The 21,625-nt window shown below is 55.7% G+C and carries 26 protein-coding genes and 1 tRNA gene; 4 read left to right on the top strand and 23 right to left on the bottom strand.

The genetic code is table 11. From position 1 onward, the window contains the following. Positions 1–404: 404 nt before the first annotated feature. The 9 genes from FHS90_RS03590 to hemW form a co-directional block, all read right to left on the bottom strand. Positions 405–1,697, bottom strand: coding sequence for a TraB/GumN family protein (locus FHS90_RS03590; RefSeq protein ID WP_182511786.1), 1,293 nt, complete (start codon positions 1,695–1,697; stop codon positions 405–407). 132 nt (positions 1,698–1,829) lie between these two features. Continuing rightward, on the bottom strand, positions 1,830–2,690 hold the full coding sequence (locus FHS90_RS03595; RefSeq protein ID WP_066838111.1) for a LytTR family DNA-binding domain-containing protein: 861 nt from the start codon (positions 2,688–2,690) through the stop codon (positions 1,830–1,832). Between the two features lie 157 nt (positions 2,691–2,847). After that, positions 2,848–3,528 (bottom strand): 2'-5' RNA ligase family protein, encoded by a 681-nt coding sequence (locus FHS90_RS03600; RefSeq protein WP_066838113.1) that lies wholly within the window; start codon positions 3,526–3,528, stop codon positions 2,848–2,850. 70 nt (positions 3,529–3,598) lie between these two features. Beyond that, positions 3,599–4,171: a pentapeptide repeat-containing protein gene (locus FHS90_RS03605; RefSeq protein WP_182511788.1), complete on the bottom strand. Its 573-nt coding sequence runs from the start codon at positions 4,169–4,171 to the stop codon at positions 3,599–3,601. A gap of 127 nt (positions 4,172–4,298) precedes the next feature. Continuing rightward, on the bottom strand, positions 4,299–5,393 hold the full coding sequence (locus tag FHS90_RS03610) for an SGNH/GDSL hydrolase family protein (RefSeq protein WP_182511790.1): 1,095 nt from the start codon (positions 5,391–5,393) through the stop codon (positions 4,299–4,301). Positions 5,394–5,499: 106 nt separating this feature from the next. After that, complete coding sequence (locus FHS90_RS03615) at positions 5,500–5,799, bottom strand: hypothetical protein (protein WP_182511792.1); 300 nt, start codon at positions 5,797–5,799, stop codon at positions 5,500–5,502. Between the two features lie 120 nt (positions 5,800–5,919). Next, positions 5,920–6,831 (bottom strand): bestrophin family protein, encoded by a 912-nt coding sequence (locus tag FHS90_RS03620; protein WP_066838120.1) that lies wholly within the window; start codon positions 6,829–6,831, stop codon positions 5,920–5,922. 129 nt (positions 6,832–6,960) lie between these two features. Next, positions 6,961–8,085 (bottom strand): MBL fold metallo-hydrolase, encoded by a 1,125-nt coding sequence (locus FHS90_RS03625; RefSeq protein ID WP_220482971.1) that lies wholly within the window; start codon positions 8,083–8,085, stop codon positions 6,961–6,963. 877 nt (positions 8,086–8,962) lie between these two features. Further along, entirely contained in the window at positions 8,963–10,102 is a 1,140-nt protein-coding gene (gene hemW / locus FHS90_RS03630) for a radical SAM family heme chaperone HemW (RefSeq protein ID WP_066838125.1), read from the bottom strand. Positions 10,103–10,186: 84 nt separating this feature from the next. On the opposite strand from hemW, the gene FHS90_RS03635 reads away from it, so the two are divergent. The 4 genes from FHS90_RS03635 (at position 10,187) to FHS90_RS03650 (ending at position 13,087) form a co-directional block, all read left to right on the top strand. Beyond that, complete coding sequence (locus FHS90_RS03635; protein ID WP_182511794.1) at positions 10,187–11,980, top strand: BamA/OMP85 family outer membrane protein; 1,794 nt, start codon at positions 10,187–10,189, stop codon at positions 11,978–11,980. 75 nt (positions 11,981–12,055) lie between these two features. Continuing rightward, positions 12,056–12,128 (top strand) — tRNA-Met (locus FHS90_RS03640). Between the two features lie 164 nt (positions 12,129–12,292). Next, complete coding sequence (locus tag FHS90_RS03645) at positions 12,293–12,793, top strand: RNA polymerase sigma factor (RefSeq protein WP_182511796.1); 501 nt, start codon at positions 12,293–12,295, stop codon at positions 12,791–12,793. 30 nt (positions 12,794–12,823) lie between these two features. Continuing rightward, positions 12,824–13,087 (top strand): hypothetical protein, encoded by a 264-nt coding sequence (locus FHS90_RS03650; protein ID WP_182511798.1) that lies wholly within the window; start codon positions 12,824–12,826, stop codon positions 13,085–13,087. Positions 13,088–13,189: 102 nt separating this feature from the next. On the opposite strand, the gene FHS90_RS03655 is transcribed toward FHS90_RS03650, so the two are convergent. From FHS90_RS03655 to FHS90_RS03720, 14 genes are all read right to left on the bottom strand, one after another. After that, complete coding sequence (locus tag FHS90_RS03655; protein WP_182511800.1) at positions 13,190–13,669, bottom strand: N-acetylmuramoyl-L-alanine amidase; 480 nt, start codon at positions 13,667–13,669, stop codon at positions 13,190–13,192. Beyond that, entirely contained in the window at positions 13,669–13,860 is a 192-nt protein-coding gene (locus FHS90_RS03660; protein ID WP_182511801.1) for a hypothetical protein, read from the bottom strand. Before FHS90_RS03660 ends, FHS90_RS03655 begins: the two co-directional genes overlap by 1 nt. Beyond that, positions 13,857–14,372 carry a hypothetical protein gene (locus FHS90_RS03665; protein WP_182511803.1) on the bottom strand — a complete coding sequence of 172 codons (516 nt, stop codon included), beginning with the start codon at positions 14,370–14,372 and terminating at the stop codon, positions 13,857–13,859. The genes FHS90_RS03660 and FHS90_RS03665 overlap by 4 nt, the downstream gene beginning before the upstream one ends. Further along, entirely contained in the window at positions 14,369–14,563 is a 195-nt protein-coding gene (locus FHS90_RS03670) for a hypothetical protein (RefSeq protein ID WP_182511805.1), read from the bottom strand. Before FHS90_RS03670 ends, FHS90_RS03665 begins: the two co-directional genes overlap by 4 nt. Next, positions 14,563–15,051, bottom strand: a complete 489-nt coding sequence (locus tag FHS90_RS03675; protein ID WP_182511807.1) for a DUF6712 family protein — start codon at positions 15,049–15,051, stop codon at positions 14,563–14,565. The genes FHS90_RS03670 and FHS90_RS03675 overlap by 1 nt, the downstream gene beginning before the upstream one ends. After that, positions 15,051–15,428, bottom strand: a complete 378-nt coding sequence (locus FHS90_RS03680) for an SH3 beta-barrel fold-containing protein (protein ID WP_182511809.1) — start codon at positions 15,426–15,428, stop codon at positions 15,051–15,053. Before FHS90_RS03680 ends, FHS90_RS03675 begins: the two co-directional genes overlap by 1 nt. After that, positions 15,412–16,887: a hypothetical protein gene (locus FHS90_RS03685; RefSeq protein ID WP_182511811.1), complete on the bottom strand. Its 1,476-nt coding sequence runs from the start codon at positions 16,885–16,887 to the stop codon at positions 15,412–15,414. Before FHS90_RS03685 ends, FHS90_RS03680 begins: the two co-directional genes overlap by 17 nt. A 6-nt stretch (positions 16,888–16,893) precedes the next feature. Continuing rightward, positions 16,894–17,379, bottom strand: coding sequence for a hypothetical protein (locus FHS90_RS03690; protein ID WP_182511813.1), 486 nt, complete (start codon positions 17,377–17,379; stop codon positions 16,894–16,896). Between the two features lies 1 nt (position 17,380). Next, positions 17,381–17,920 carry a hypothetical protein gene (locus tag FHS90_RS03695; protein ID WP_182511815.1) on the bottom strand — a complete coding sequence of 180 codons (540 nt, stop codon included), beginning with the start codon at positions 17,918–17,920 and terminating at the stop codon, positions 17,381–17,383. Further along, positions 17,920–18,192, bottom strand: a complete 273-nt coding sequence (locus FHS90_RS03700; protein WP_182511817.1) for a hypothetical protein — start codon at positions 18,190–18,192, stop codon at positions 17,920–17,922. Before FHS90_RS03700 ends, FHS90_RS03695 begins: the two co-directional genes overlap by 1 nt. A 3-nt stretch (positions 18,193–18,195) precedes the next feature. Further along, positions 18,196–19,185, bottom strand: a complete 990-nt coding sequence (locus FHS90_RS03705) for a hypothetical protein (protein WP_182511819.1) — start codon at positions 19,183–19,185, stop codon at positions 18,196–18,198. A 26-nt stretch (positions 19,186–19,211) separates the two neighbouring features. Beyond that, complete coding sequence (locus FHS90_RS03710) at positions 19,212–20,567, bottom strand: XkdF-like putative serine protease domain-containing protein (protein WP_182511821.1); 1,356 nt, start codon at positions 20,565–20,567, stop codon at positions 19,212–19,214. Positions 20,568–20,662: 95 nt separating this feature from the next. Then, positions 20,663–21,130 (bottom strand): hypothetical protein, encoded by a 468-nt coding sequence (locus FHS90_RS03715; RefSeq protein WP_182511822.1) that lies wholly within the window; start codon positions 21,128–21,130, stop codon positions 20,663–20,665. 178 nt (positions 21,131–21,308) lie between these two features. Next, a complete protein-coding gene (locus FHS90_RS03720; protein WP_182511824.1) occupies positions 21,309–21,605 on the bottom strand; it encodes an STAS-like domain-containing protein in 297 nt (98 codons plus the stop codon). Positions 21,606–21,625 lie beyond the last annotated feature (20 nt).

The raw sequence follows: 21,625 nt of genomic DNA on the forward strand, positions 1-21,625 counted from the left end.
CTGTTTTTACGAAAATAGGCCAAAAACAGGAAAAGGCGCAAGCAAGATGTTTTCTTTGCCCGTGCCTTTCCCTTCTCTTAATGAATTGGTGGTCAAGCGTACCGCATGATCCTGTTGTTCTGAAAAGAATCTTATGCACGAATGGCAACCTCAGCCTTCCTATTGCCATTCTGTAAAGAATCTTGGTGGCGAACGGTAGTAGCAGGTGTTTTTCTAGTTGGCCCGCTGTTCCCTAAGTCCCTTTCTGGATGGCAAAAGTGAAAGGGCCTGATGTATGGCAGCATTCCCCAGGAAACATTCTATGCCCTGGAAGTTACTCCCCAATTTTTTGGTTGGGGAGTAACTTCCAGGGCATAGTGGGCAACAGAAAGAGTTTTAATACCACCGCTTTTCTGCCACTGATTTTACCACTTCACCGGCGTAAGCGCCTTGGAGTTCTTCACCAGGCAGATGTACGGGAAGATAGTAGCCACACGAGGATTCGCTCCCGCAAATTCAATGCTCTGGCCGGGGAACAGCGTCTTGAAGCTGGCCAGGCGCGGGGAGGTGCGGTAAGGCGAATGGGCGGCATCGGTTTTGAAGAGGGACACATGGCCCCGGGAAACCGCTTTCAGGTCTTTGATCCCGTTCACAAACACCAGCGGACCGTCCTGGTTTGCCCACGTGGTGTTCACGTAGCGCTGGCCTTTGTTGATAGCCGCTGGTAACGCTGCGGCGGGCATCATGCTCTCGCTCTCCACGGTGTACACGCCAATAGACACGGCCTTGCCTTTGAAGGGGGAAGTGTCACCCTGCAGCAGATAGGCAAACGGCACGCCCCGCTGCACCCGTACCGGAATAGTATGGAAGATGCCCCACATGCCGTACAGTTTCTCCCGCTCCAAGCCTTTCTGCTGCACCAAGGTCTGCAGGTTCAGGTACATTACGCTGTCTCGCTTGATTTTGTCTTGCAGGTACACCACGTTCTGCAACGTGTGCCTCAAATCAAAATTAGCCGTGTCCTGGGCGCGGGAGGAAAGGAACTGGGCGGCAGTACGGGCGAGCGCATCTGTGTCTAGGGTGTCTGCCGCCGCCATCTGTTTTAGGCGTGCGGTAGTGGTGTCTTCCGGTTTGGCGGGGAGTTGCGTTATCAGTTCCCGCAGGTGGCGGTGCAGTGCGTCTGTGTCCTGAATTCGGTCAACGCCTAAGAACCAGATCTGGCGGTGCGGGGGCAGGGTTTGGTTGAGGGCTCTGATTTTTTTGATCTTGTTGTAGAACTCCTGGTTGCCCCACTGGGCGTTGTGGCGGGCCCAGAACTGGAACACAAAGCGCAGCCGCTCTTCATTGCCGGTTTGCAGGTACTGGTTCAGGAGCGCAGCCTGGCTGTAATCTACTTCGGCCAGGTAATGCCGCAGGCCCACTTTCTGGTTCAGGTGCTTCAGCAGGGCGAAGTCCAGCTCCTGTGGGGTGGCGGTGCCGTGTGATTCGCCTAAGAGAATGATCTGCTTTTGGTAGAAGGCGCTGTCAAAGAGGGGGAAGGGCGTATCTTCTGTAAAGGTCACTTCCTGCTGGTGCTGCTGTAGATACGTTTGGTGCGGGGTGCTCTCCCCGCCCACGGCGGTTAGCGCATAGATACCGTAGGCAATGACACCCAAAAGGAGGAGTACCAGAGGGGTGAGCAGAAGAAAAAGGGCGATTCTTTTCAGGGCTTTTTTCATGACGAAGGGGTGTTGACTGGTTTTCGTCAAAAGTAGGGCGCCCAGAAATGCGCCGCTGGCCAATGGGGTGAACAACCGCGTTTTTGGGGCAGCAGGCGGGTTTTGGGGTGAACGGGAAAGGGCTTGGGGTGGTTAGGCCGCCGCAAAAGCCGACTTCACCACGCTGGAGGAGGACCTCGCCACCGGCACCGCCAGCTCTATCTGCTCAAAGTGCAGTTTGTACCCCTGCGCGTTGCCGCTCACCTGGGTCACCTGCTGCAGGTTCACCAGATAGGAGCGGTGGCAGCGCACCACTTTGTCAGTGGCAATCTGATTCTCCAGGCGGCTGAGGCTGCTGCGCAGGAGCTTTTTGTTCGGCTTGCCGTTGTCCAGAAAATAGACGGTGCAGTAATTGTCATCGGCTTCAATAAAGAGCAGGTCCTGGAGGGGCAGGGAGAAGGTGTCTCTGTCGTTTTCGGCGGTGAGGGTGAGGAGCGGGGTGGCCACCGGTTGGACGGTAAGCACCGGCTCTGGCTTGGCTGGCGGGGCCAAGGGCTTGTACTTCTGCAGCATGAACACGTAGTTGAGCAGCACCAGCAGCACGGCCGGCACAATGCCCATCAAGAAGGCGATCAAGGTCATGTACGTGACTTGCGCCAGTGAAAAAGACATCACGCCCACCGCCGCGCCGTAGGCCGTGCAGAGAAAGCCGGCCGTAGAAAAATGGCCCAGGTTCCAGAAGATTTCCCTGCCTACCGTCCAGCGGGTTTCGGTGAACAGGGTGGGCAGCAGTTTTCTAAACGCATAGAAGTTCAGAAACACAGACAGCGCCGCCACCCCGCCGTAGCCACCCAGGATCAGATTCTTAGACGGGTCATGCCAGTTATAAGACCCAAACGGCTGGAACACAATCAGGCTGAACGCAATGATGCCCCCAAACAGGAAAGACAGGAACAGGCTTCTGGAAAGGGTGAGCTCATTGAGCGGGTACGGCTGCCGGAAAAAGGAAAACATGGTCTTTACACTAAAGCTGCGGCGCAGGTGTCACTCCTTAAAGATAAGGGATATTTTCCGCTCTGGCGGAAGAAAGGAGGCGCACCTGGTTCCTTTCTGGCGGGGAGGTGCGTTTTGGGCCTGTTTTCTGAAAAACAGCCCGAAAACAGAAAACGCTCTACAGGGAGAACCTGCCCAGCACCTGCGTGTTCTCCTGCCGCTGGTACCAGTCATGGTACACCAGCTCCACCTCCCGCACCACACAGCTGCCAAACGCCTGGTGCCGGTACTCCCGCAGCTTTTCCAGAAACTGCTGCGGCTGCTGTAGGGGTTTCCTGAACCGGACCACCGTACTGTGTGCCGTCTGGATGGCGTACCGCTGGTCAATGGACTGCTGCAGCCCTGAGGCCTGGAAAGCTGTTCTCAGGTTGTTCCGCAGTTGGTTGAGCTGCTCCCCCAGCGGAAAGCCCTGCACCATCACGCAAGACGGCGAGGCGGTCATGCCCGTGAATTCCACCTGAAAAGGTGAAACGCCCTGCAGCGCCTGCTGCACCAGATGGCTATATGGCGCCAGGTTGATCTGCCCCAGCTGAAATCCCGGATAGCAGGAAATAATGGACAGCAAGGTGATGTGGATGTCAGAGGCGGGATAGTAGTACTGCGCCGGCTCCAGCTGCGCCAGCTCCTGTAGAAATTGCCGCAGCCGCGCCTTCACTTCTGCGCCGGGACGAATCAATACCGTAAGTCCCCTCCGGGAATCATGGGGAGAATCCAGCAGCGGGTCAAGTTCAAAGTGACCCGCTGTGAACTGGGCTTCTGTCTCTTCCCACAGACAGGTGTAATGTTCTAAAAGGTTCATGGTGCAGTTCTGTGCGTTTTGGACCTGTTTTCCTAAAAATAAGCCCAAAACAGGAAATGCGTTGGCTGGGTTACTTGATCACAATATCATACTTCGCCAACAGGCCCAATGCGCCCTGCGCAGAAAACTTTGCTTTCTTGATCCGGTTCACCTCCGGGTCTAAAGCATAGTTCACGGCGGTCAACAAGTTGGCTTTCTCCAGATTGGTGCGCTGGAAAACGGCGCCGTTCAGGTTACAGTTCAGGAAGGAAGCCTCAGTCAGGTCGGTCTCTGTGAAATTGGCCTCTTTGATGCTGCAGCTGTCAAACACGGTTTTTTTGAAGTTCCGCTTCCCAAAGAAGGCCAGATCCAGAGAGCAGCCGGTGAATTGCACGCTCAGCAGAAAATCATGGCAGGTGCTGAAATCAACGCCCAGCAGTTTACAGTTGGTGAACCGCACATCCTGTAGTTTGGCGTGGCTCAGTCTGAGGTTGCTCAAATTGCAGTTCTCAAACGCGCAGTCTGTAAAGCTGAAGTTGGAGAAGTTGGCGGTAGAGAAATCACAGTTCCTAAAGGTGCATTCCTCAAACTCCCGCCCCGTGATGCCCTGGCTGGCGTAGTCAAGGTTCTCAAAGAGTTCGTTCTCTCGCAGTGCCTGTTTCATGGTGCAATATTCTCCAGAAGTCAGGAAAAGAAGAAGTTGTTTTTGGTGTGTTTTTTCAGTGGAAGGGGAAACCAGGTGGGAGCTTGGCTTTCTTTAGGTGAAGCTTTGCATTAAATGCCTCTAACACCTACCACTCAATATTCTTCTCAATAAACCGGATCAGCTGCTCTGCCATGGCCTGCTGCTCCTCTACCCGCGGGTGGCCGGGCGTATCTTTGTAGGGCGCGAAGAGGGTATAGACGTTCTTGTCCTGCAGCCCCGCCACCGCCTGCTCCACATAACCTGGCCAGGGGGAGCCTTGGCGGGTTATGTCCATATTGCCCAGCATGGCAATGATGTGGGCGTTGGGGTACCTGGCCCTGATACTCTTGACAAAGTTCTGATAAGCGGTAATGATCTGCCGCTCTGTTGGTTTCTCATTGCCAAACCTGCGCTTGAACTGCTCATGCTCCGGCCGGTTCACCAGCCAGGAGTCATTCTGGAAGAGGTTGACCACCACCACATCGGGCTGCTTTTGGGTAAAGTCCCACTTGCTGGCCGGGTCAGACGGGTTGAGGCGGTCAAAGATCTCAGGCATGATGATTGGCCCCCAGCTCACCAGAATGCCAATGCCGCTTTTGCACACGCAGGTATAGTCTGCATTGAAATGGCGGGCGGTGCGGGCGGCATAGCTGAGGTAATTGTCTGTGTTCAGCCCCAGCGGAGAATCTTTGCCCGAGTAGTCATGCACCGCGTAGCCGGCGGTGATGGAGTTCCCGTAAAATTCAATGCTCCTCTTCGGCTTGGCCGATGGGGGTAACGCTTTGCCGCCTTTCCCCAGCTCAAAGCCATAGAAGGTGGTGGTGCCTTTGTCCCACTCAGTGCGCTTGAACAACTCAACCGTGTGCTGGCCCCGCTTTACCTGACGGGCCAGGGTGAAAAGCCTGGAAGCCGTGTCTGGCTGAATGGTCCCCACCGTGTCCCCGTCAAGTACCACCTGGTAATAGCTGTTGCCCGTGTTGTCTTTGAGCCGCGCCTGCACGTCTGTCCCCTCAAAGTTCAGCTTCACAGAGGTGCCTGACCAGTAGAGTTCCGCCGCCTCCGGCGATGGCTTCCCCACCCGGCCCATGTACGCCAGGCGCGGGTCTTGCGGTTTAACCAGAGCGGTTTGGCTGGAAGTGCACAGGCTGGCCGTAAAAAGGAGGAGAAGGGCGAAAACGTGGAGTAGGAAGCGTGGGCGCATGGGCAAATTGAAAAGTTGCGAGCGGTAAAGATGCTGAGAACCGCTTTACTTTCCAAGTCACCCAAACCCGGGGTCGACGCCCCTTTTCAGCCAGCCCGTGCGGTTCTTACGGCTCTTCCAGAGAATCTGCCGACGTGCCTGTGAGTGGTGCAAACAGAGGGTGCGAGGCCAGGTCTGCCGAGGTTGGGAAACCGGGGTGGTCTGGCAAGGGGGGTACAGCACCCGCAGGCTCCAGAACCTGGGGTGGTGATTGCACAGCAGGCCGGCCGGTTTGGTAAAAGTAGAAGGCGGCGCCCAGCAGCAGAAGGACAAGGCTGGCAAACCCAGGCCACGTGAGGGAAACGCGTTTGCGGGGTTTGAAATCAGGGGCGGAGACGGAAGTGCCGGGGTGAAGGTGCTTTGCCATAACAGTAAACGGTTAGTTTACATGAAGATGCGTTTTTGGCCTGTTTTTCATAAAACAGGCCAAAAACGCATCTCCCGTTTCGGCGTTAGCCGCCGGAGTGATTACTGCCGGGCAAAGGGGTTACATCAGGAAATAGCCGTCTGGCTGGAGCGGTTGGGGCACCTCTTTCTCGTCTAAGATCTGCTTGAGGTTGATCTCAATGGTGCGGGCAATGGCGGTGACCGGGGTGTCAGTGGGTTTGTTCCGGAACGGGTCTTGTATGTGCCGGGCGGTTTTTTCCACCAGAAAGAAGGTTGATGCCACCGCTGTTAGCACCGGTATCTCATAAATACCAATGGCCTCTACCAGCGTCACCGAGAGAATCACCAGAAACAGGTAAATAAAGAAGTGAATGAACATGCTGTACGTGGCCGGAAAGACCGTGGTGTTGATGCGTTCTGCCTTGCCCATGGAGTCTACCAGCCGCACCACCGTGCTGGCTACCTGCGTCTGCTGCATCTGGTTGAGCGCCTGGTGCTGGAACAGCTGGTTCAGGTCCTGCATGTGCAGCACCTGCAGAGACAGCGGCTTGTTCATCTTGTCCTGGATGTACGCCAACTCCTGCTCAGGCAGAAACTGGTGCAGATGGGCGGTGGCGTCTTCTTTTCTGAGGCTCTGCCCCAGACTGTAGCACCAGGCAATCTGCCGGAACCCAATCTTTCTGAAAGTGGCCATGATAGAGGGGTCCTCCATTTTTTCAGGGGAGATATACGCCTTGAGCTCCAGCAGGAGCGAGCGGGAGTCATTGACAATGGCGCCCCAGACAATACGGGCCTCCCACCAGCGCTCATAAGACTGGTTCAGGTTGAACGCCAGCAGCAGCGAAATGCCCGTGCCCAGCACCGAGGGCAACGCAGACGGCACCGGGGGCCAGTCGTCTGCCCAGATAAGCTTTATGATGTGAAACGAGAGGGAGAAGAGAAACACCCGCAGCACATCTACTTTCACCATGTTAAAGATGTACCGGTACGGAATACTTTCAGCTAAGAGCATAGGCGTTGAGAAACAAAACAATGTACAGCAGCAGCAGCAGCCTGTGCGTAGTAATACGAGGTTCTGTCTCTCAGGATATGGTTTCTGTTTTGGGGCTGTTTTCAGAAAAACAGCCCCAAAACAGAAATGCTACAGCAGCGGTTTCCACCATTGCTGGGTAGGCAGTTCCTGCCCCACCCGCCACCGCTGCCCCATTAGGGGCGTGGCCAGTTGAATGTGTTGCCGGGCGGCCGCTTTGGTGAGGCGCTTGATGGGTTCCTTCCAGTGGTGCAACGCCAGCGAGAAGGCCCCCCAGTGGGTAGGCATCAGTACCTTCCCTTTTAAGTCCAAGTGCGCCTGGGCCGTCTCCTCGGGCATCATGTGAATGTATTTCCAGGCCTCGTTGTACTGGCCGCACTCCAGCATGGTGAGGTCAAACGGGCCGTACTTCTCCCCAATCTGCTTAAAGTGCCGGTCATAGCCCGAGTCCCCGCCAAAGTAGACAGACTGCTCTCCGGCTTTCACCACCCAGGAGCACCAGAGGGTCTGGTCACGGTCAGTGAGGCCGCGGCCCGAAAAATGGCGGGCGGGGGCGGCGGCTAGAAACAGCCCCTCAAACTGGGCCGTCTCCCACCAGTCCAGCTCGGTGATTTTCTCTTTGGCCACGCCCCATTTCACCAGGTGCGCCGCCACGCCCAGCGGCACAAAGAAATGGCGGGTCTTGCCCATCAGTTTTTTGATGGAGCCGTGGTCCAGGTGGTCATAATGGTCATGTGAAAGCAGCACCACGTCCAGCGCCGGAAGGTTCTCCATGGCAATGGGCAGCTCCTTATTAAAGCGCTTAGAACCAATAAACGACACCGGCGACGCCCGCTGCCCCAGCATGGGATCAGCAAAAATGCGCTTACCGCCCACCTCCAGCAGCACCGCCGAGTGCCCAAACCACGTGACTTTTATCTCTGAGGCAGACGGTGCCGGGAAATCTGCGGGCGTCAGTTTCACCTGCGGCAACTCATCTTCGGGCGTAGCCCCTTCTACGCCCCCCAGAAACTTGGCAAAGATCTTTACTTTCTCTGTCAGGGACTGCTCCCCCATCATGGGGGTGGGGGAAATGTTCTGGAACTTGCCGTCACGGTACTGCGGTGATTTCTGGATGCGTTCCAGGCTCTGCCCGTGCGCTGCGGCGCCAAACTGTGGGGCAAACCACACAAACAGCGTAATGCCCACCGCCAACGCGGCTATGATGGAAAGAAAAATCAGCATAAACTTCTTCATGGTCTAAACGAAAGCCCCAAGGTAGTACTTCTGAAACGGTAAATTGTTTAACCACCGCCAAAACGCGATCAGAACGGTAGGGGTGCGTTTTGGAGCTGTTTTCTGAAAAACAGGCCGAAAACAGGTGTAAAAGTTCTGTAGATGGTGAATGCGATCATCTGCAGATTCTCCTATTAATAGTCATCATTTCCCATATCCTTTGTACGCATCCGTCCTCCTTTGAAGGGGGTGGGGGGATGACAAAGGCCGTAGAAGATGTAACTGCTAATATTAGCAGGACGAAAGAAAGGAGCCTCGGGAATGCTTAACTCTGCACGAGTAATCATCTTCCTACCCTCTTCAAAGGGGGCCGGAATGCGTGGAAAAGCTTGGTGGTAATGTTATGTCTGTTTTTAGCCTGTTTTCTGAAAAGTAGGCCAAAAACAGGGCTGTCGGCTGTGCAGGATTTGCAATCCCAAACTTGGGTGCCTGCAGATTTGTAATTCGCGACGCTGGCAGATCAAAAAGGTCTTAACAGAGGTTGTAATACCCTTGAATGCATACTGCCAGATTACAAGGCCAGAAGAGCAAAGTTGTTGATAGTAGAAGCTAACAGCTTCCTCCCTACAAGGAGTAGGGCCGTTGAACTCTTGCCTGGAGCCAAGATTAACCCACAAAGCAACTCCCGTCATTGCAAATTTTGAGGCTATCGCCTCACTGAAGTTCAAAACTTCAGCCATTCCAGTTCCAAGTTAGAATGAAACAGAGAGATTACCAGACTGAAAGAGAGTCTGTCTTGCAAGAAGGGAAGTGTGCAGGAAAGACTAAAGCAGGAGTTTCTGTTTCCAGTCTGTTTTCTGAAAAACAGACTAGAAACAGGAATGCCCAACTTGTGAGGCTACGCCTCTTCCTGCAGCAGGAAAAGGTCTAACGCAATTTCATCTGCCAGCAGCTTGCCTGCCTCTGTGAGCAGCAGAATTCCTTGCTCCTCCTGCAGCAGCCCCTGGTCTTTTATTTTCTGCAGGTACGGTGCGTGCAGCGTGCGCAGGTCAATGCCCCACTTTTCCTGAATATAGTTGGTGTCACAGCCCCAGCTGGTGCGCAGGGTAGTCATCACGTACTCGTTCACGCGGTCTTCTACGGTGAGCGCTTCTACCGTGCAGGGCAGTTGCCCCGCCTCCAGCCCCTGTGCGTATTTGGGGTTGTTGGCAAGGTTGAACTGGCGGCTCTGGCCATTGAAGGAGTGGGCGCTGGGGCCAATGCCCAGGTACGGCACCTGTTTCCAGTAGCTGCTGTTGTGTCTGCTCTCAAAGCCAGGCTGGCAGAAGTTGGAGATCTCATAGTGCAGGAAGCCGTGGGCGTGGGCCTGCGTCATGAGCAGCTCAAACTGCTGGGCTACGCGTTCCTCGTCGGCGGGCGAGAATTTGCCTTTGCGTACGCGGTGCCCGAACACGGTGTTGGGTTCAATGGTCAGGGCGTAGCAGGAAAGGTGCTGCACCTGCAGCGCGAAGGCGCGGGCCAGGTCCTGCTCCCAGAGTAAAGAATCTAGAGCGGGAATGCCGTAGATGAGGTCTATGGAGATATTGTCAAAGCCCAGATCCTGCGCCAGGCGCACGCAGTCTTCGGCCTCAGTGGCGGTGTGCGGACGGTTCATGAGCTGCAGGTGCGGGTTATGGAACGACTGTATCCCAATACTCAGCCTGTTCACGGGCGTCTGCCGCAGTGCCTGCAGTTTCTCAGGGGTAAGGTCGTCTGGGTTGGCTTCCAGGGTGATTTCGGCCGTGGCCGAAACCTGGTGCAGTTTATAAATAGACTCCAACAGCGCGTTCAGCTCAGTTACCTCAAGAATGGAGGGCGTACCGCCACCGAAGTAAATGGTGTTGATGGGCTCACCGTTGAGGTAGTCTTTCTGTAGGAGGAGTTCCTGCTGCATGGCGTTCAGCACCGCCTCTTTCATGCCCATTGACGTACTGAAGTGGAAGTCGCAGTAGTGGCAGGCTTGTTTACAGAAAGGAATATGAAGATAGATACCAGCCAAAATGCGTTTATGGTTTAAGGAGCGTTTACTGAAAAGAAATGGGCGGTGCCTGAAAATCCATCGGCTTGCCGTACTTTAGAAACAATGATTCTATTGCTGAGTTCCCGTCTGCGCCAGAAGTTCCTGCGGCAAAGGTACACAATTGTGCTGTTGCTTTGGGGGCTGCTGTGGCTGAGCGGTTGGGCGCAGGCGCAGGACAAGCGGGCGGTGCAGGTGGTAAGCCCAGATCCTGCGCAGGCCAAGGTGTGGCGGCGGTACCAGCCCAAAACCCTTCCCCAGGATTCTCTAGGCCGACTGCAGGAACTGCAGAACTGGCTGCTGCGGGTGCAGGAAGACGGTTACCTCACCGCCTCTGTTGACAGCACGGTGCGCCGGAACGACTCGCTGTGGGTGCATGTGCACGCTGGGAGGCCGTACCATTGGGCGTATCTGCGCAACGGCAACGTGGGCGAAGGACTGCTGGAGCGGGTGGGTTTCAGGGAGAAACTCTACAACGGTTCGCCCTTCAAGCCCGCCGAGTTTGCCAAGCTGCAGCAGGCCTTGCTTCGCGAAGCGGAGAATGCGGGCTACCCGTTTGCGGCGGTGAAACTTGATTCTTTGCGGCTGTACAATGACTCATTGCAAGGGGTGCTGCGGGTGGAGAAAGGCCCGTTGATCTTGATAGATTCTGTGCAGATGGTGGGCACCAGTAGGTTGCAGCAGCGGGCGCTGTACCGTTACACGCAGCTGTTTCCGGGGCAGCCTTACTCGCAGCAGCGCATTGAGGCGGCCATGCGGGCACTGCGGCAGCTGCCGTTTGTGCGGGTGGCGGGCGAGCCGCAGGTAGCCTTTGCCCAGAACAAAGCCCGCCTCTATTTTCTGCTGGATGAAAAAAAAGCCAACCAGTTTGACGGGATCATCGGTTTTCTGCCAGACCCCAACTCCAACGAAAATAAACTGCTCATCACGGGTGAGGTGAACCTGCAGGTGCGCAACCTGCGGGGCAGCGGGAAGCAGATTGGCCTGCACTGGCGCAAGGTAGACCAGAATTCGCAGCTGCTGGATGTGGAATACAGGCACCCGCATATTTTCTCTACGCCGTTTGAAGTGGCCACCCTCTTTCACCTGTACAAGCAAGATACGTCGTTCCTGAACCTCAGACCGAGGGTTGAGATTGCCTACCCGCTTTCCACCACCAGCCGTCTCACGTTTTTTGCCGAGGTGCTCAGCTCCCAGCTGCTCTCCCCAACTGCGCTGCGGCAGCGGCGGTCAGACTCCACGGCCATTGATGCTAATTTTACCTCCTATGGGCTTTCTTATTCATGGAATTCTCTGGATGATCTGTTTTTCCCCAGAAGGGGCATGCAGGCGTTCTTTCAGGGGGCGGTGGGCACCAAGCGGGTGCAACGCAACGCGCGGGTAGAAGCCAGCTACTATGATACGCTGCAGATGCGTAGTACGCAACTGTCGGTGGCGGGGCGGGTGGAGCGCTACTGGCCCATGTCTAAAAATGGGGTGGTACTGACGCGGCTGAAGTCTGAGGCACTGGTGAACCAGCGGCTTTATTTAAATGAGCTGTTCCGCCTGGGCGGTTTGGCATCTATCAGGGGCTTTGATGATTATTCCTTTTACGCCTCTTCTTACGCCATCAGTACACTGGAGTATCGCCTGTACACGGGGGAGGAATCTTATGTTTTCCTGTTGTATGACCAAGGATATCTGAGAAGGGACCTGGCGCAGGAAAAAAATTACCAGTGGGCCAGTGGCGTGGGCGGCGGGATCAGTTTTTCAACGGGAGCCGGTGTGTTTCAGCTAGTTTACTCAGTGGGGCGCACGGCGCAGGAAGGGTTTAGCCTGCAGCGGGGGAAGATTCATTTCGGGATTACCGGGCGTTTTTAGCCTGTTTTTTGAAAAACTTTGCAAAACCATTTGGAGTATAAGAGAAAAGGTACTACTTTTGTATCACAATAACAGTGCGGGATGGAGCAGTTGGTAGCTCGTTGGGCTCATAACCCAAAGGTCACAGGTTCGAGTCCTGTTCCCGCTACCTGGACAGACAGAAAAGCGGTGTAACTCAATCAGTTACACCGCTTTTTGCTTTTACGGGTAAAACATGAGTAAAACATTGGGTTGAAAATGTGATCTAAGTGCCTTTTCCGCAACCCTGCGATTTTATTGGAATAGCTTCGGGGACCTTTATTAACCCAAGCTATGGAACCCACCTTTGGGGCGCAGGCCGCCACCTTCCTGGAGAAAGTGGCGGGGGAGCAGAAGAAGCTCCTGGCCTACGCCCTCCACCTCACCAAAGACACAGACGAGGCGCACGACCTCTACTCTGACACGCTGCTGCGCTGCCGGGACAGGATCGCGGTGTCCGGTTTCAACGGAGAGGGCTATGTGGCCTACATGATCACCTCGCTGAAGGGGAACTTCTACTACGCCAGGCGGCAGGGGCGGGTCATTGACCCGGTGGAGCTGCTGGAGGTGCAGACGGGGGAGGACAGCGGGGAGGAGCGCATGGCGCTGGCCGCGGCGGTGCGGGCCTACATCGTGGCGCACTACTCCACCGAGGAAGTGGCGGCGTTTGAGCTGCACGCCCACGGCTGCACCATGGAGGAGGTGTCCTTCCTGACGGACTATCCCAACAAGGTCCAGGTGCACCGGGTGGTGCAGAAAATAAAGAAGGGGGTAAGGGTGGCGTTTGGGAGATAATACGTATACTTGTTAAAACACTCCCATACCATGGACGCCTACACTCGTACTAGAAAAGAAGAGGAAGAACTACCGGTTATCAAAGAAGCCAGAAAGAAACTGCCTCTGCCCAGTGGCCATGCCGAAGAGTATTACAGGGTACTCATTCCGGAAAATGAATTAATGCCCTTTTCCCAAGCCCGCCTACTGCCATCCCCGTCAGACCACAGAGAAGTTTGTGTTTTCCGGAAGTCAATCCCCACGACTCCCGATGCAGAAGTTTATTGGGAATTCTACGCCATTCAAAAGCTTTAAGATAATTATCCTGTTTTCGGCTTGATTTACAAAAAACAGACTCAAAACAAGAAAGGCCCGCTCCAGAAGAACGGGCCTTTGCTTTTCCCAAATCAAACAAACCTAGTAAATATTCTTTTCAGGCACCCCTATCTCACGCAGCCACCCGGGTACGTTGAACGAGGGGCAGGCCTTCGGTGCTACCTGCCCATGCCCTAGTATCTTGATATCTGGGCAAACCCGCAGGATCTGGAGCACCTCTTTTTTAAGGGCTTCTTTCTGCGCGTCTGTTCGGGTGTCCTTCGCCTTCAGCTTCTTGTCCAGGCCGCCGATATAGCAGATGTGGCGTGTGTTGCTGTTGAAGCCCGTGGCCCCGTTTGTGATCTCACCGGAATCAACCCACTGGTCTTCGTTGTTCTCCCGCAGTTTATCCACGGTACCGTCTACGCGAATCACGCGGCTATAGCCCGGTACTTTCCAGCCCCGGCCACCTTTGGCGACTGGGCGGGTGTGGTAGTCGGCTATGTCCGCCCCGGTCAATTTGCTTCCCTCCACGTTGGCGGAGCAGTGCAGCATCAGGAATTTGTATCTGATCTTTGCCATTATACCAATCCAAAAAGTTTAATAATTAGCGACAGGGCGGTGAGCATCTCGTCGGCGGTGATGTAGCCGAAGCCCCAGCGGCACACGGCCCAGATGGAGACACCTGCCACAAAGAAGTTCTTGAATGACCGGAACGGCCACCGCACGATGCGTCTGGCGCCAGTGCGCAGCCAAAGGGGAATCCTGATCATAGGTATCTGCGGGCTAGGTACACCAATAACAATATGAGCGGGAGCAGGAACAGCCACCACGGGAAGGGGCGTTTGTTTTCGGTGGTGGCCACCAGCTCCTGCGGGGCGTTGATGCTGCCGCCAGGGGCCACGTTCTGGGTCTGCGGGGCAACCGCTGTCCCGTTTTTGGCCCGTATCTCGGCATCCCCCTGTGAAACCGGCACGGTGGCCGCGGCGCCGTTGTCTGCGGTCACGTTCACAATGTAGCAGTTCTTGCACTTCCTGGGTACGGTGGCCGATTTTGGGCCGAAAATGCGCTGCAGCAGACCTGGTTTCTTTCCCTCCGTCTGTTTTTGGCCTGTTTTCGCCGAAACAGAGTCCGGAAAGTTTTCCGGAGAATTTTTCCCGGACGCGTTTTCGGCCTGTTTTCCGGAAAACAGCCCAGAAACAGGGGGAGCGGTGTTTTGATTTTGGGCTGTTTTGCAGCCAAACAACAGGCACATGGCCAGCAGGAGGTAGAGGAGCTTTCTCATAATCTGGGTTTAGTGTTGGTGAATAGTTTGTGCACACGGTGGAAGCACCAGCGGCCGAAGGCGGCCAGGAATCCGGTGCAGATGGCGAGGCACCCCGCCTTGAAGGTGGTCTCCGGCTCCGGGAACCAGTTCCACAGCTGCCCCAATTCCATGGAGAGGACGCCTAGCAGGATATTGTAGAAGTACTTCATCAGTCGAATACTATGCCGCCGATGGGGCGGGCGGTTTTGGCTGTGGACATGTAGTTGGGGTAATCGGCCTTGTGCAGCTCCAGCCAATCCTTCAGGTCGTTGGTGCGGTCTTCCGCCTCCTCCTGCACTTCCTTCCGGTAGGCGCGCTGCTCGGCATCGCTTGGGGCGTCCTGCAACCCTTTCAGACCCGCGTTGGTGGCCTTAACCGTCAGGAAGGGCAGCGATTTCAGAAACACCCATTGGGCCAGAACCGGAACAATCTGCTCCAGCAGCGCGTCCAGGTGATCGGGCATGGTCACCGGCATCTCCTGCTGCTCGGCCTGCAGCGCGGCGTCCAGATCCTCGTACAGGTCAGGCCCCAGGACGGGTTTGATGTACTTCTCCTGGCAGCGCGGGATGCGCGGCTCCAGCAGCTGGTTGTCCACGTTCTGCTGCGCGTCGGTATGCTGTTTCACCTCCTCGGGTGTGACGAAATATTTCTGTGCCATCAGTCCACGTCTAAAAGTTTGGAGAAGGGCAGAATCTCGCCCGTCTTGGGGTCTTTGTAGGAGATGATGCTCACCACCTCCATTGTGCGGAAGGAGCGCCACGCCTTCTTCGTGTAATCGTAGTAGGTTTTCAGCCTGGAGCTGTAGGGGCGGAAACTCTTGGGGTGTTTGGACTTTGGGACCAGCGCCAGGTTACGGGTGCCGTCCGCCAGGCGTGTCCTGCCCTTGGGGCTTCCGCCGTTCTTGCTGCCGTCGGTGACGGTGATATAGGTGAACCGCACCGCCGTCTTGGCCAGCAATTGCATCAGGTACTCCCGCTGCCCCCACTTCTTCCCTTTGCGGGTATGGAGCTTTACCTGGTTAAATTTCTTCTCCAACTTCCAGCGGTTTAGGTTTGCCCAGCGTTTCCTCCGCCTGTTCTTCGGTCAATCCGTAGAAGTTCTTCAAAATCCCGATGGCGGCCGCGCGGTCAATCACCTGCTTGCTTACCCGCTCCATCAAGTCCATGATGGCAGTGATACCACCCACGGAGCCCCGTAAGGCGGCCTGGGCAACAGCGTTGGGGTCATTGGCGGCGGGCGGGTTCATCGGGTTCTCACCGTCCTCCTCTTCTTGTTCCCTAGGTGTCATATCCACCATGGCGCGGAGCTCGTCCACGTCGGCGATGTCCTGCAGCAATCCCTCTGAGAAGGTCTGTTTCACCGGGAGGGTGGTCACGATATCCAGGGCGGGCGTGTCGGCGTCACCGTCCAGCTCCACCCCCTTCACATGGGAGAGCAGCTCCAGGAAGCCGTCGATAATATCCACCTGCTCAGGGCGCACCACGGTGTTGTAGTACAACTCGTAGGCGGCGCGGATGGTATTGGCGTCACCGCCCAGGGAGGCACCACCTGGCAGGCCCACAATCACCGGTGAGGTGACACGGTTGGCGGCCAGTATCTTCTCCACACACAGATTGGAGTAGGTGTCGTACAGGTTGTCGTTGTTCTGGGCGTTGTAGGAGAGAACCTGAGCGGCGTTGTCGCCGGTGATACCGAACAGCACCATCAGTTTTTTGCCTTTTGGGCCCACGAAGTTTTTTTCCACTTCGCTCTTGAAGGCTTTGCGCTTGGAGTCAGCCGTACCGTTTACGTCATCAACAGGATCTTCCGGCACGGTCAGGATATTCCCCAGCGCGAAGTTGTTCTGCACATTGGAGAGGTGGAACTCAGACAGGTCAGACTCCAGCTGCAGGTAGTTCAGCGCGGCGTCGCACTCCGGCTCCGGGTAATAGTCGTTGCTGTCAGACGGTACCATGCGCACGTACAGCTGCACCTTGTCTCTTGCGGCGGTCTCCGGGTTGAAGGCTGCAATGGAAACCGGCTTAAACTTGGCCTCCCCGCTTTTGCTCCAGTCCCGGCAGAGCCAGTACTGCTCAATCACCCCGTCATCATTCATGGGACCGCAGGCCACCGTCCGGATAGGCTGGTGGTGAATCTCTGCGATGCTGTCCCCTGCCTGGTTCCAGACCACCTGTACCGCCCAAGCGTTCAGGAATCCTTTGTCGGCTGTCACGCCGCCCAGCTGGGCATTGCCAGATTTTCCTTTACCCCCCATGTTCTGTATGAACTCATGGAGGTGCTTGTTTTTCTGGTCGTAGGAGAACCCGCCCCCGCGCAGCAGGGCTGCTTTGGTGGCGGTGACTGAGCGCTGGGTGGGGCTTTTCTTGCGCAGCTTGATCAGCTCACCCCAGTAGCTGTGCTTCTTCCCGTACTCCACCCAGCCCTTGGAGGTGTTCACCTTCACTTCGGGCGGTTCGGGCACAGCTAACGCTACAGATATATATTCCGCATTCATGGGTGTCTAATTCAGAAAGGCTAAAAATCCGGGGATCAGGTTGGGGGAAACCAGCCGGGCGGGCTCCCGCTCCATGCCTGATAGGGAGATGGTGAGAAATGTGTCGGTGTCGGTCTTATAGCGCAGCTTCAGCCCCCGCTCCTGACCGTAGAGCCACCACTGGCCGTCCATGTCCTGGATCAGGGCGTGTGCCCTCCCCCGGGAGATGGCCTCCATGAGGGTGCGCCTGTCCGCCGTCAGTTGCGGGCTGGAGAGGTTTACCACCTGCACATACAGCCTCCCGTTCCGGTCGCTGGTGTAGGTCTCAGAGAAGAGATTGCCCTGTGCACCCTCCACCAGCGCGGAAAGCCCAGCCTGGAAGGAGAGGCCTAGCGTGCCGATGGTGTCCAGCTGGGGCGTGGTGTAGTACACGGTGGCCTCCGGCTGGAAAAAAGTAAGCAGGCAGGCTTTTACACCTGCCTGCGCGTACTTCGGGGTGAGGTGCCGTACCATCTTAGACGTCGGCAGGGACTAATAGGGACAGGGCGGCCCAGGCGGCTTCTGACACTTCAAGGGCAGGGCCGTTCTCAGCGCCGCCTACGATGATGTCATAGCCGTTGGCGTCACCCACACCGGCACCCACGCCTGCGTTGTTCTGCGAGGCGATAAGGCCGTTCTTTGCCCCCAACAGGAAGTACTTGCCGGACTTGGCGCGCACCACGTAGGAGTGCTTCACCAGGTCAATATCTTCCAGCGCCTTGGACTTAGCCGCGCTCATGCCCGCCAGGTTGAAGCCCAGCGTTTGCGTCTTATAGCGTCCCGCGCCGATGGCGAGGTTGTCGGTGAAGTTAGCCTTATCCTCCTCGGATTCAATCAGGACCGGCTTCACCGCCTCGTTCAGGTCGATGTCAGAAACCAGGCCGTCAGCCCCGAACGTAAGGGTGGCGCTCGGTGTGATGCCGTTCGCCAGGAAGGTGGCGAAGGCGAGAATCTGGGTGAGTCCGCCCAGGGCGTACCCGTTCTCTTTGCGGATGCTTTTGGTCAGCTTTGCCATTATTTCTTAGGGCGTTTGATGACAATCAGTTTCTCGCCTGATTCCAGTTTGGATTCAGCCACCTCTTTGTCAAAATAGATACCTTTTTTGCAGATGTAACCTTCCTCCAGCACCGGGAAAGCGGCCAGGGCGTTCAGGCACTCCTTCACGCGCGGGTCTTCCGGTTTCTTGGCCTTGTCGGTTTTGGCCGGTTCCTGGGCTTTCGCCGCCTCCGGGGAGTTGGCAGGGGCACCGCCTGGGGTGCCCTGCTCTAAGTCCTTATTCCCTTCCATGGGTTAGGCTGCGATGTAGAGGATTTTCTGGGTCGGCACCACGATAGCGGTATCCAGCACAGCCACCTGCTTCATGAAGATTTCATCACCGGCATTGTTCACTTTGTTAATCTCAAAGGAACTGATGTCGGAAAGGAGGTCAGTGGCGAAGATGAAGTCTCCCATTGAGCCGCCGCGTCCTACTGCCTTCATATTGTTGGGGATGGGGATAAACTCAATCTTCACGCCCAGGAAGGAGTAGCTGCCGTTCGCAACTGTGAACACATCACGGAACTGCTCATCCATGTTGGCCATGTTGATTTTCTGTCTATCCACGAAAGGCGAATAGATGACAGCGTCACCTTTCTCCAGTACCTCCGAAGGGATTTTCTCGTAAATTTTCTTGTACTCACCTTTCAGCGAGCCTGCGCTGTCACCTACAATGGGAATGACTTTCCCGAAGTCTTGGTTTTTGATGGTCCCAGCAGCGATCATCTGTGCCAGAAGGCCATCCACCAACTTGGCGGGCTGAGCGGCTGCCCAGGCCTTCTGTGCCGCTGTGGCATCGCTGACCGCGATAGCCGCTTTGGTGGCGGCAGAGATGTGGTTCCACCCGGTACGTTCAAAGCCAAGGCCCAAACGCGGCAGGGTATGGTTGATTACCGTTTGCTCAAACTCGTTCGAGCCAGTGTTCGCCGCCCCGCCTGCCATGTCTTTGGAGAAACGTGAGTTGCGCAGCTCATCCATGGTGAAGACCGTGAAAGCCATCATTTTCTTCGGGGCAACCTTACTGTCACCGAATTTCAGGTTGTTGTTGGCCGCGTCGATGTCTGCCTCTCGGATTTTCTCCTTGTAAGGCACATACTCCAGCTCGCCGGTGATAGAGGTTACCACGATTTCGTTTTTGACGTTCTCCAGCACACGCACCTTCTCGGCCATGCGGTTGGAGTGTACGACTTCGGCGAAGATATCCTCCGCATGCTCGCCGTTAAAGACTCTAGGATTATATTCCATATCGGTTTATGTGGGTGCTTAGTTGATTAGTTTCTTCCGGCGCGTTTCCGGGCCTCGGCCAAGTGTTGGGCTCCTACTGACAGCTTCTCGTCCCCCGACGGTCCTTGGTCGCCGCCCAACTTCACCGGCGCGGCGGCGGGTTTCTTGTCCACCTGCGCCTGCAGGGCCACCTTGTCGGCGGCCAGTTTGGTGCTATTCTCCTTCTCGGCGGCCAGGGCGGTCTCTGCGGCCAGCTTGGCGGCGTTGGCCTCCTGCAGCTGCTTGGTGAGGTCGGCAATCATGGCCTTGGCGGTGGAAAGCTCCTCCTCGGCGGAAGGTGTCTCCTCTGCCTCTTTCAGCTTACCCTCCACCACCTCAATGGTGGTTCCGTCCTCCAGGGTGTAGGTGCCGTCAGGCAGCGCCTCGCCGCGGTTGCCCTCGGCGTCCAGCTTGAACACCTCCTTGGTGTCGTCGTCAATCTCGATCTGGTCGCCTCCCTCCAGGGTTTTGGCGGCCATGAGGAGTTTGTTGTAGGCGGCCTTATCAGAATTGAAGGTCTTCATCATGCGGGCGAAGAGGCTCGCGGGTTTGGTGTTTTTAGACATATCAGTAGATAGTTTTTGCTCGGTCTGTTCGTACCACCACTGGTACACGTTGGTGGAGGTCTCCACCTTAAAGGACACGCCCTGCTTGGTCTTGTAGATGCCGGAGGGCAGGATATCGTTATCTGAGCTGTAAAGCTTGTTGCTGATAGGGTCGTGCACGATGGTGCTGCCGTCTTCCAACTCAATGGTAGAGAGCTTCAGGCCGCTCATTTTGGCGTGCCAGCCTTTGGGGTTTGGCATATCGGTTTTTGACAGTTGCTCTTTTACCTCCTCATTATTGAAGAAGCCCTCCAGCGAGAAGCCTTTCACCTCTCCGGTCATCACCTTGTCCCTCCAGTAGTCAGCATCCGGCACATGGTAGGAAACCATCCAGGTGCCCACAGGCAGGCCGGAGAGGCCCAGGGCAAAGGCCTTGTCCTTCTCGGCGTCGGTAATAATCCAGGACTCCACCACATAATTTCCGTCCAGCGGCAACTCATGCTCATGGTTGGTGGCCTGGGTATGCCCCTGCTTGAAGAACTTATTGCGGATCCCCTCAATGGTCTCCGCTGAAAAGGTGATGTAAAACGGCTCCTCGTCTTCAGACAGGCGGAAAATCTTCTTATCGGGCACCAGGACGGGCCCGGTAAGAATCTGCTTGTGGGCGTCTTTCGCCAGTAGGAGGGGTGCGGGTTTGGAGAGGGCCACAAAGTCCGCCTCAATCGCGGGCCGGCTCACAAAGGAGATCAGGTTTACCCCGGTCTTCTCCGTGTCGTCAATGCTGATGGCGTAAACAGGGGCCTTTTCCTTCCGCTTCATAAAGTAGTAATGCAGAAGTGCGGTTCTGTTACAGGTTTAGGGAAAAAATATTTTAAGGGGCATAGAAAAAGGGCACCGGTGGGGTGCCCTTCGGGTTATTTAAGAAGCTGGCCAAAATCTATGTCCGCCTGTTCCTCTTTCGCCATTTGGGTTAGCTGCCAAGCCCCGGTCCTGTCAATCGGCGGCTTTGCAGCTATGTGCGCATTAGAGGTGGCTATCTGAGAATTAGAGCCCGCTATGTCGGCCAGATAACCTTCAATCCGCTCCAGCGTCACATTCGGCACCATGGTGTAGCCCTCGGGGGCATTGCCTGCCGCCTGCGCCCCGCCGTCCCCGGGCAGGGCGCCGCCCTCGGCCATTCGCCGCACCTGGTGGGCGGGGATGGCGACGAACCGCATGCTGCGGCCCAGGCGGTTTATTTTCTCCACCGCCACCACGCTGTCATAGGACACCTTGCCGGTCTCGGCGTTCACAGGGAAATTCTTGATTCCCCTGTACTCGTACTTTTGGGCGAACACCTCCAGCGGCAACACCAGCAGTAGGAATATGATAAACTTCTTCATTTTCGGCCTGTTTTCGGAAAGTACGGGAAAAACGTGAAATAAGGCAAGGGTAGCGGAGAGGGTTATAAAGTAAATAAGCAGACGTGTTATTCTTACATGAACACCGGAAGGCTGCTACAACAATAACAAAAAAGCCCCACCATATTGGAAGGGCTTTTTTGTTGTGTTAAAAATACGCTTATTTCACTAAAGAGCTAACCAGTGCTAAGTAGTCTTTAATCTGCTTTGCTTCAGATGGCTTATAATCCACCAATCTCAATTGGTTTTTGATTACATCCATACCTACCTCTTCAACTACCTCGCCGAAAGAAGAATTTAAGAATGACGATGACATCGGAGTACAACCGTCTAGGGAAAGCTTCACGACATTACCATCTTTCAACTCAGTCAAGAGTACTAATGATAATGCTAAGCCTTCAGTGTTGGTGGAAGTACCCGTTACACAGTCCATCAATTTAATTGTGCGTGCATCCATGTGGTTTCCTTTTCCCTTAT

The organism is Rufibacter ruber (assembly GCF_014138425.1).
Classification (GTDB): domain Bacteria; phylum Bacteroidota; class Bacteroidia; order Cytophagales; family Hymenobacteraceae; genus Nibribacter; species Nibribacter ruber_C.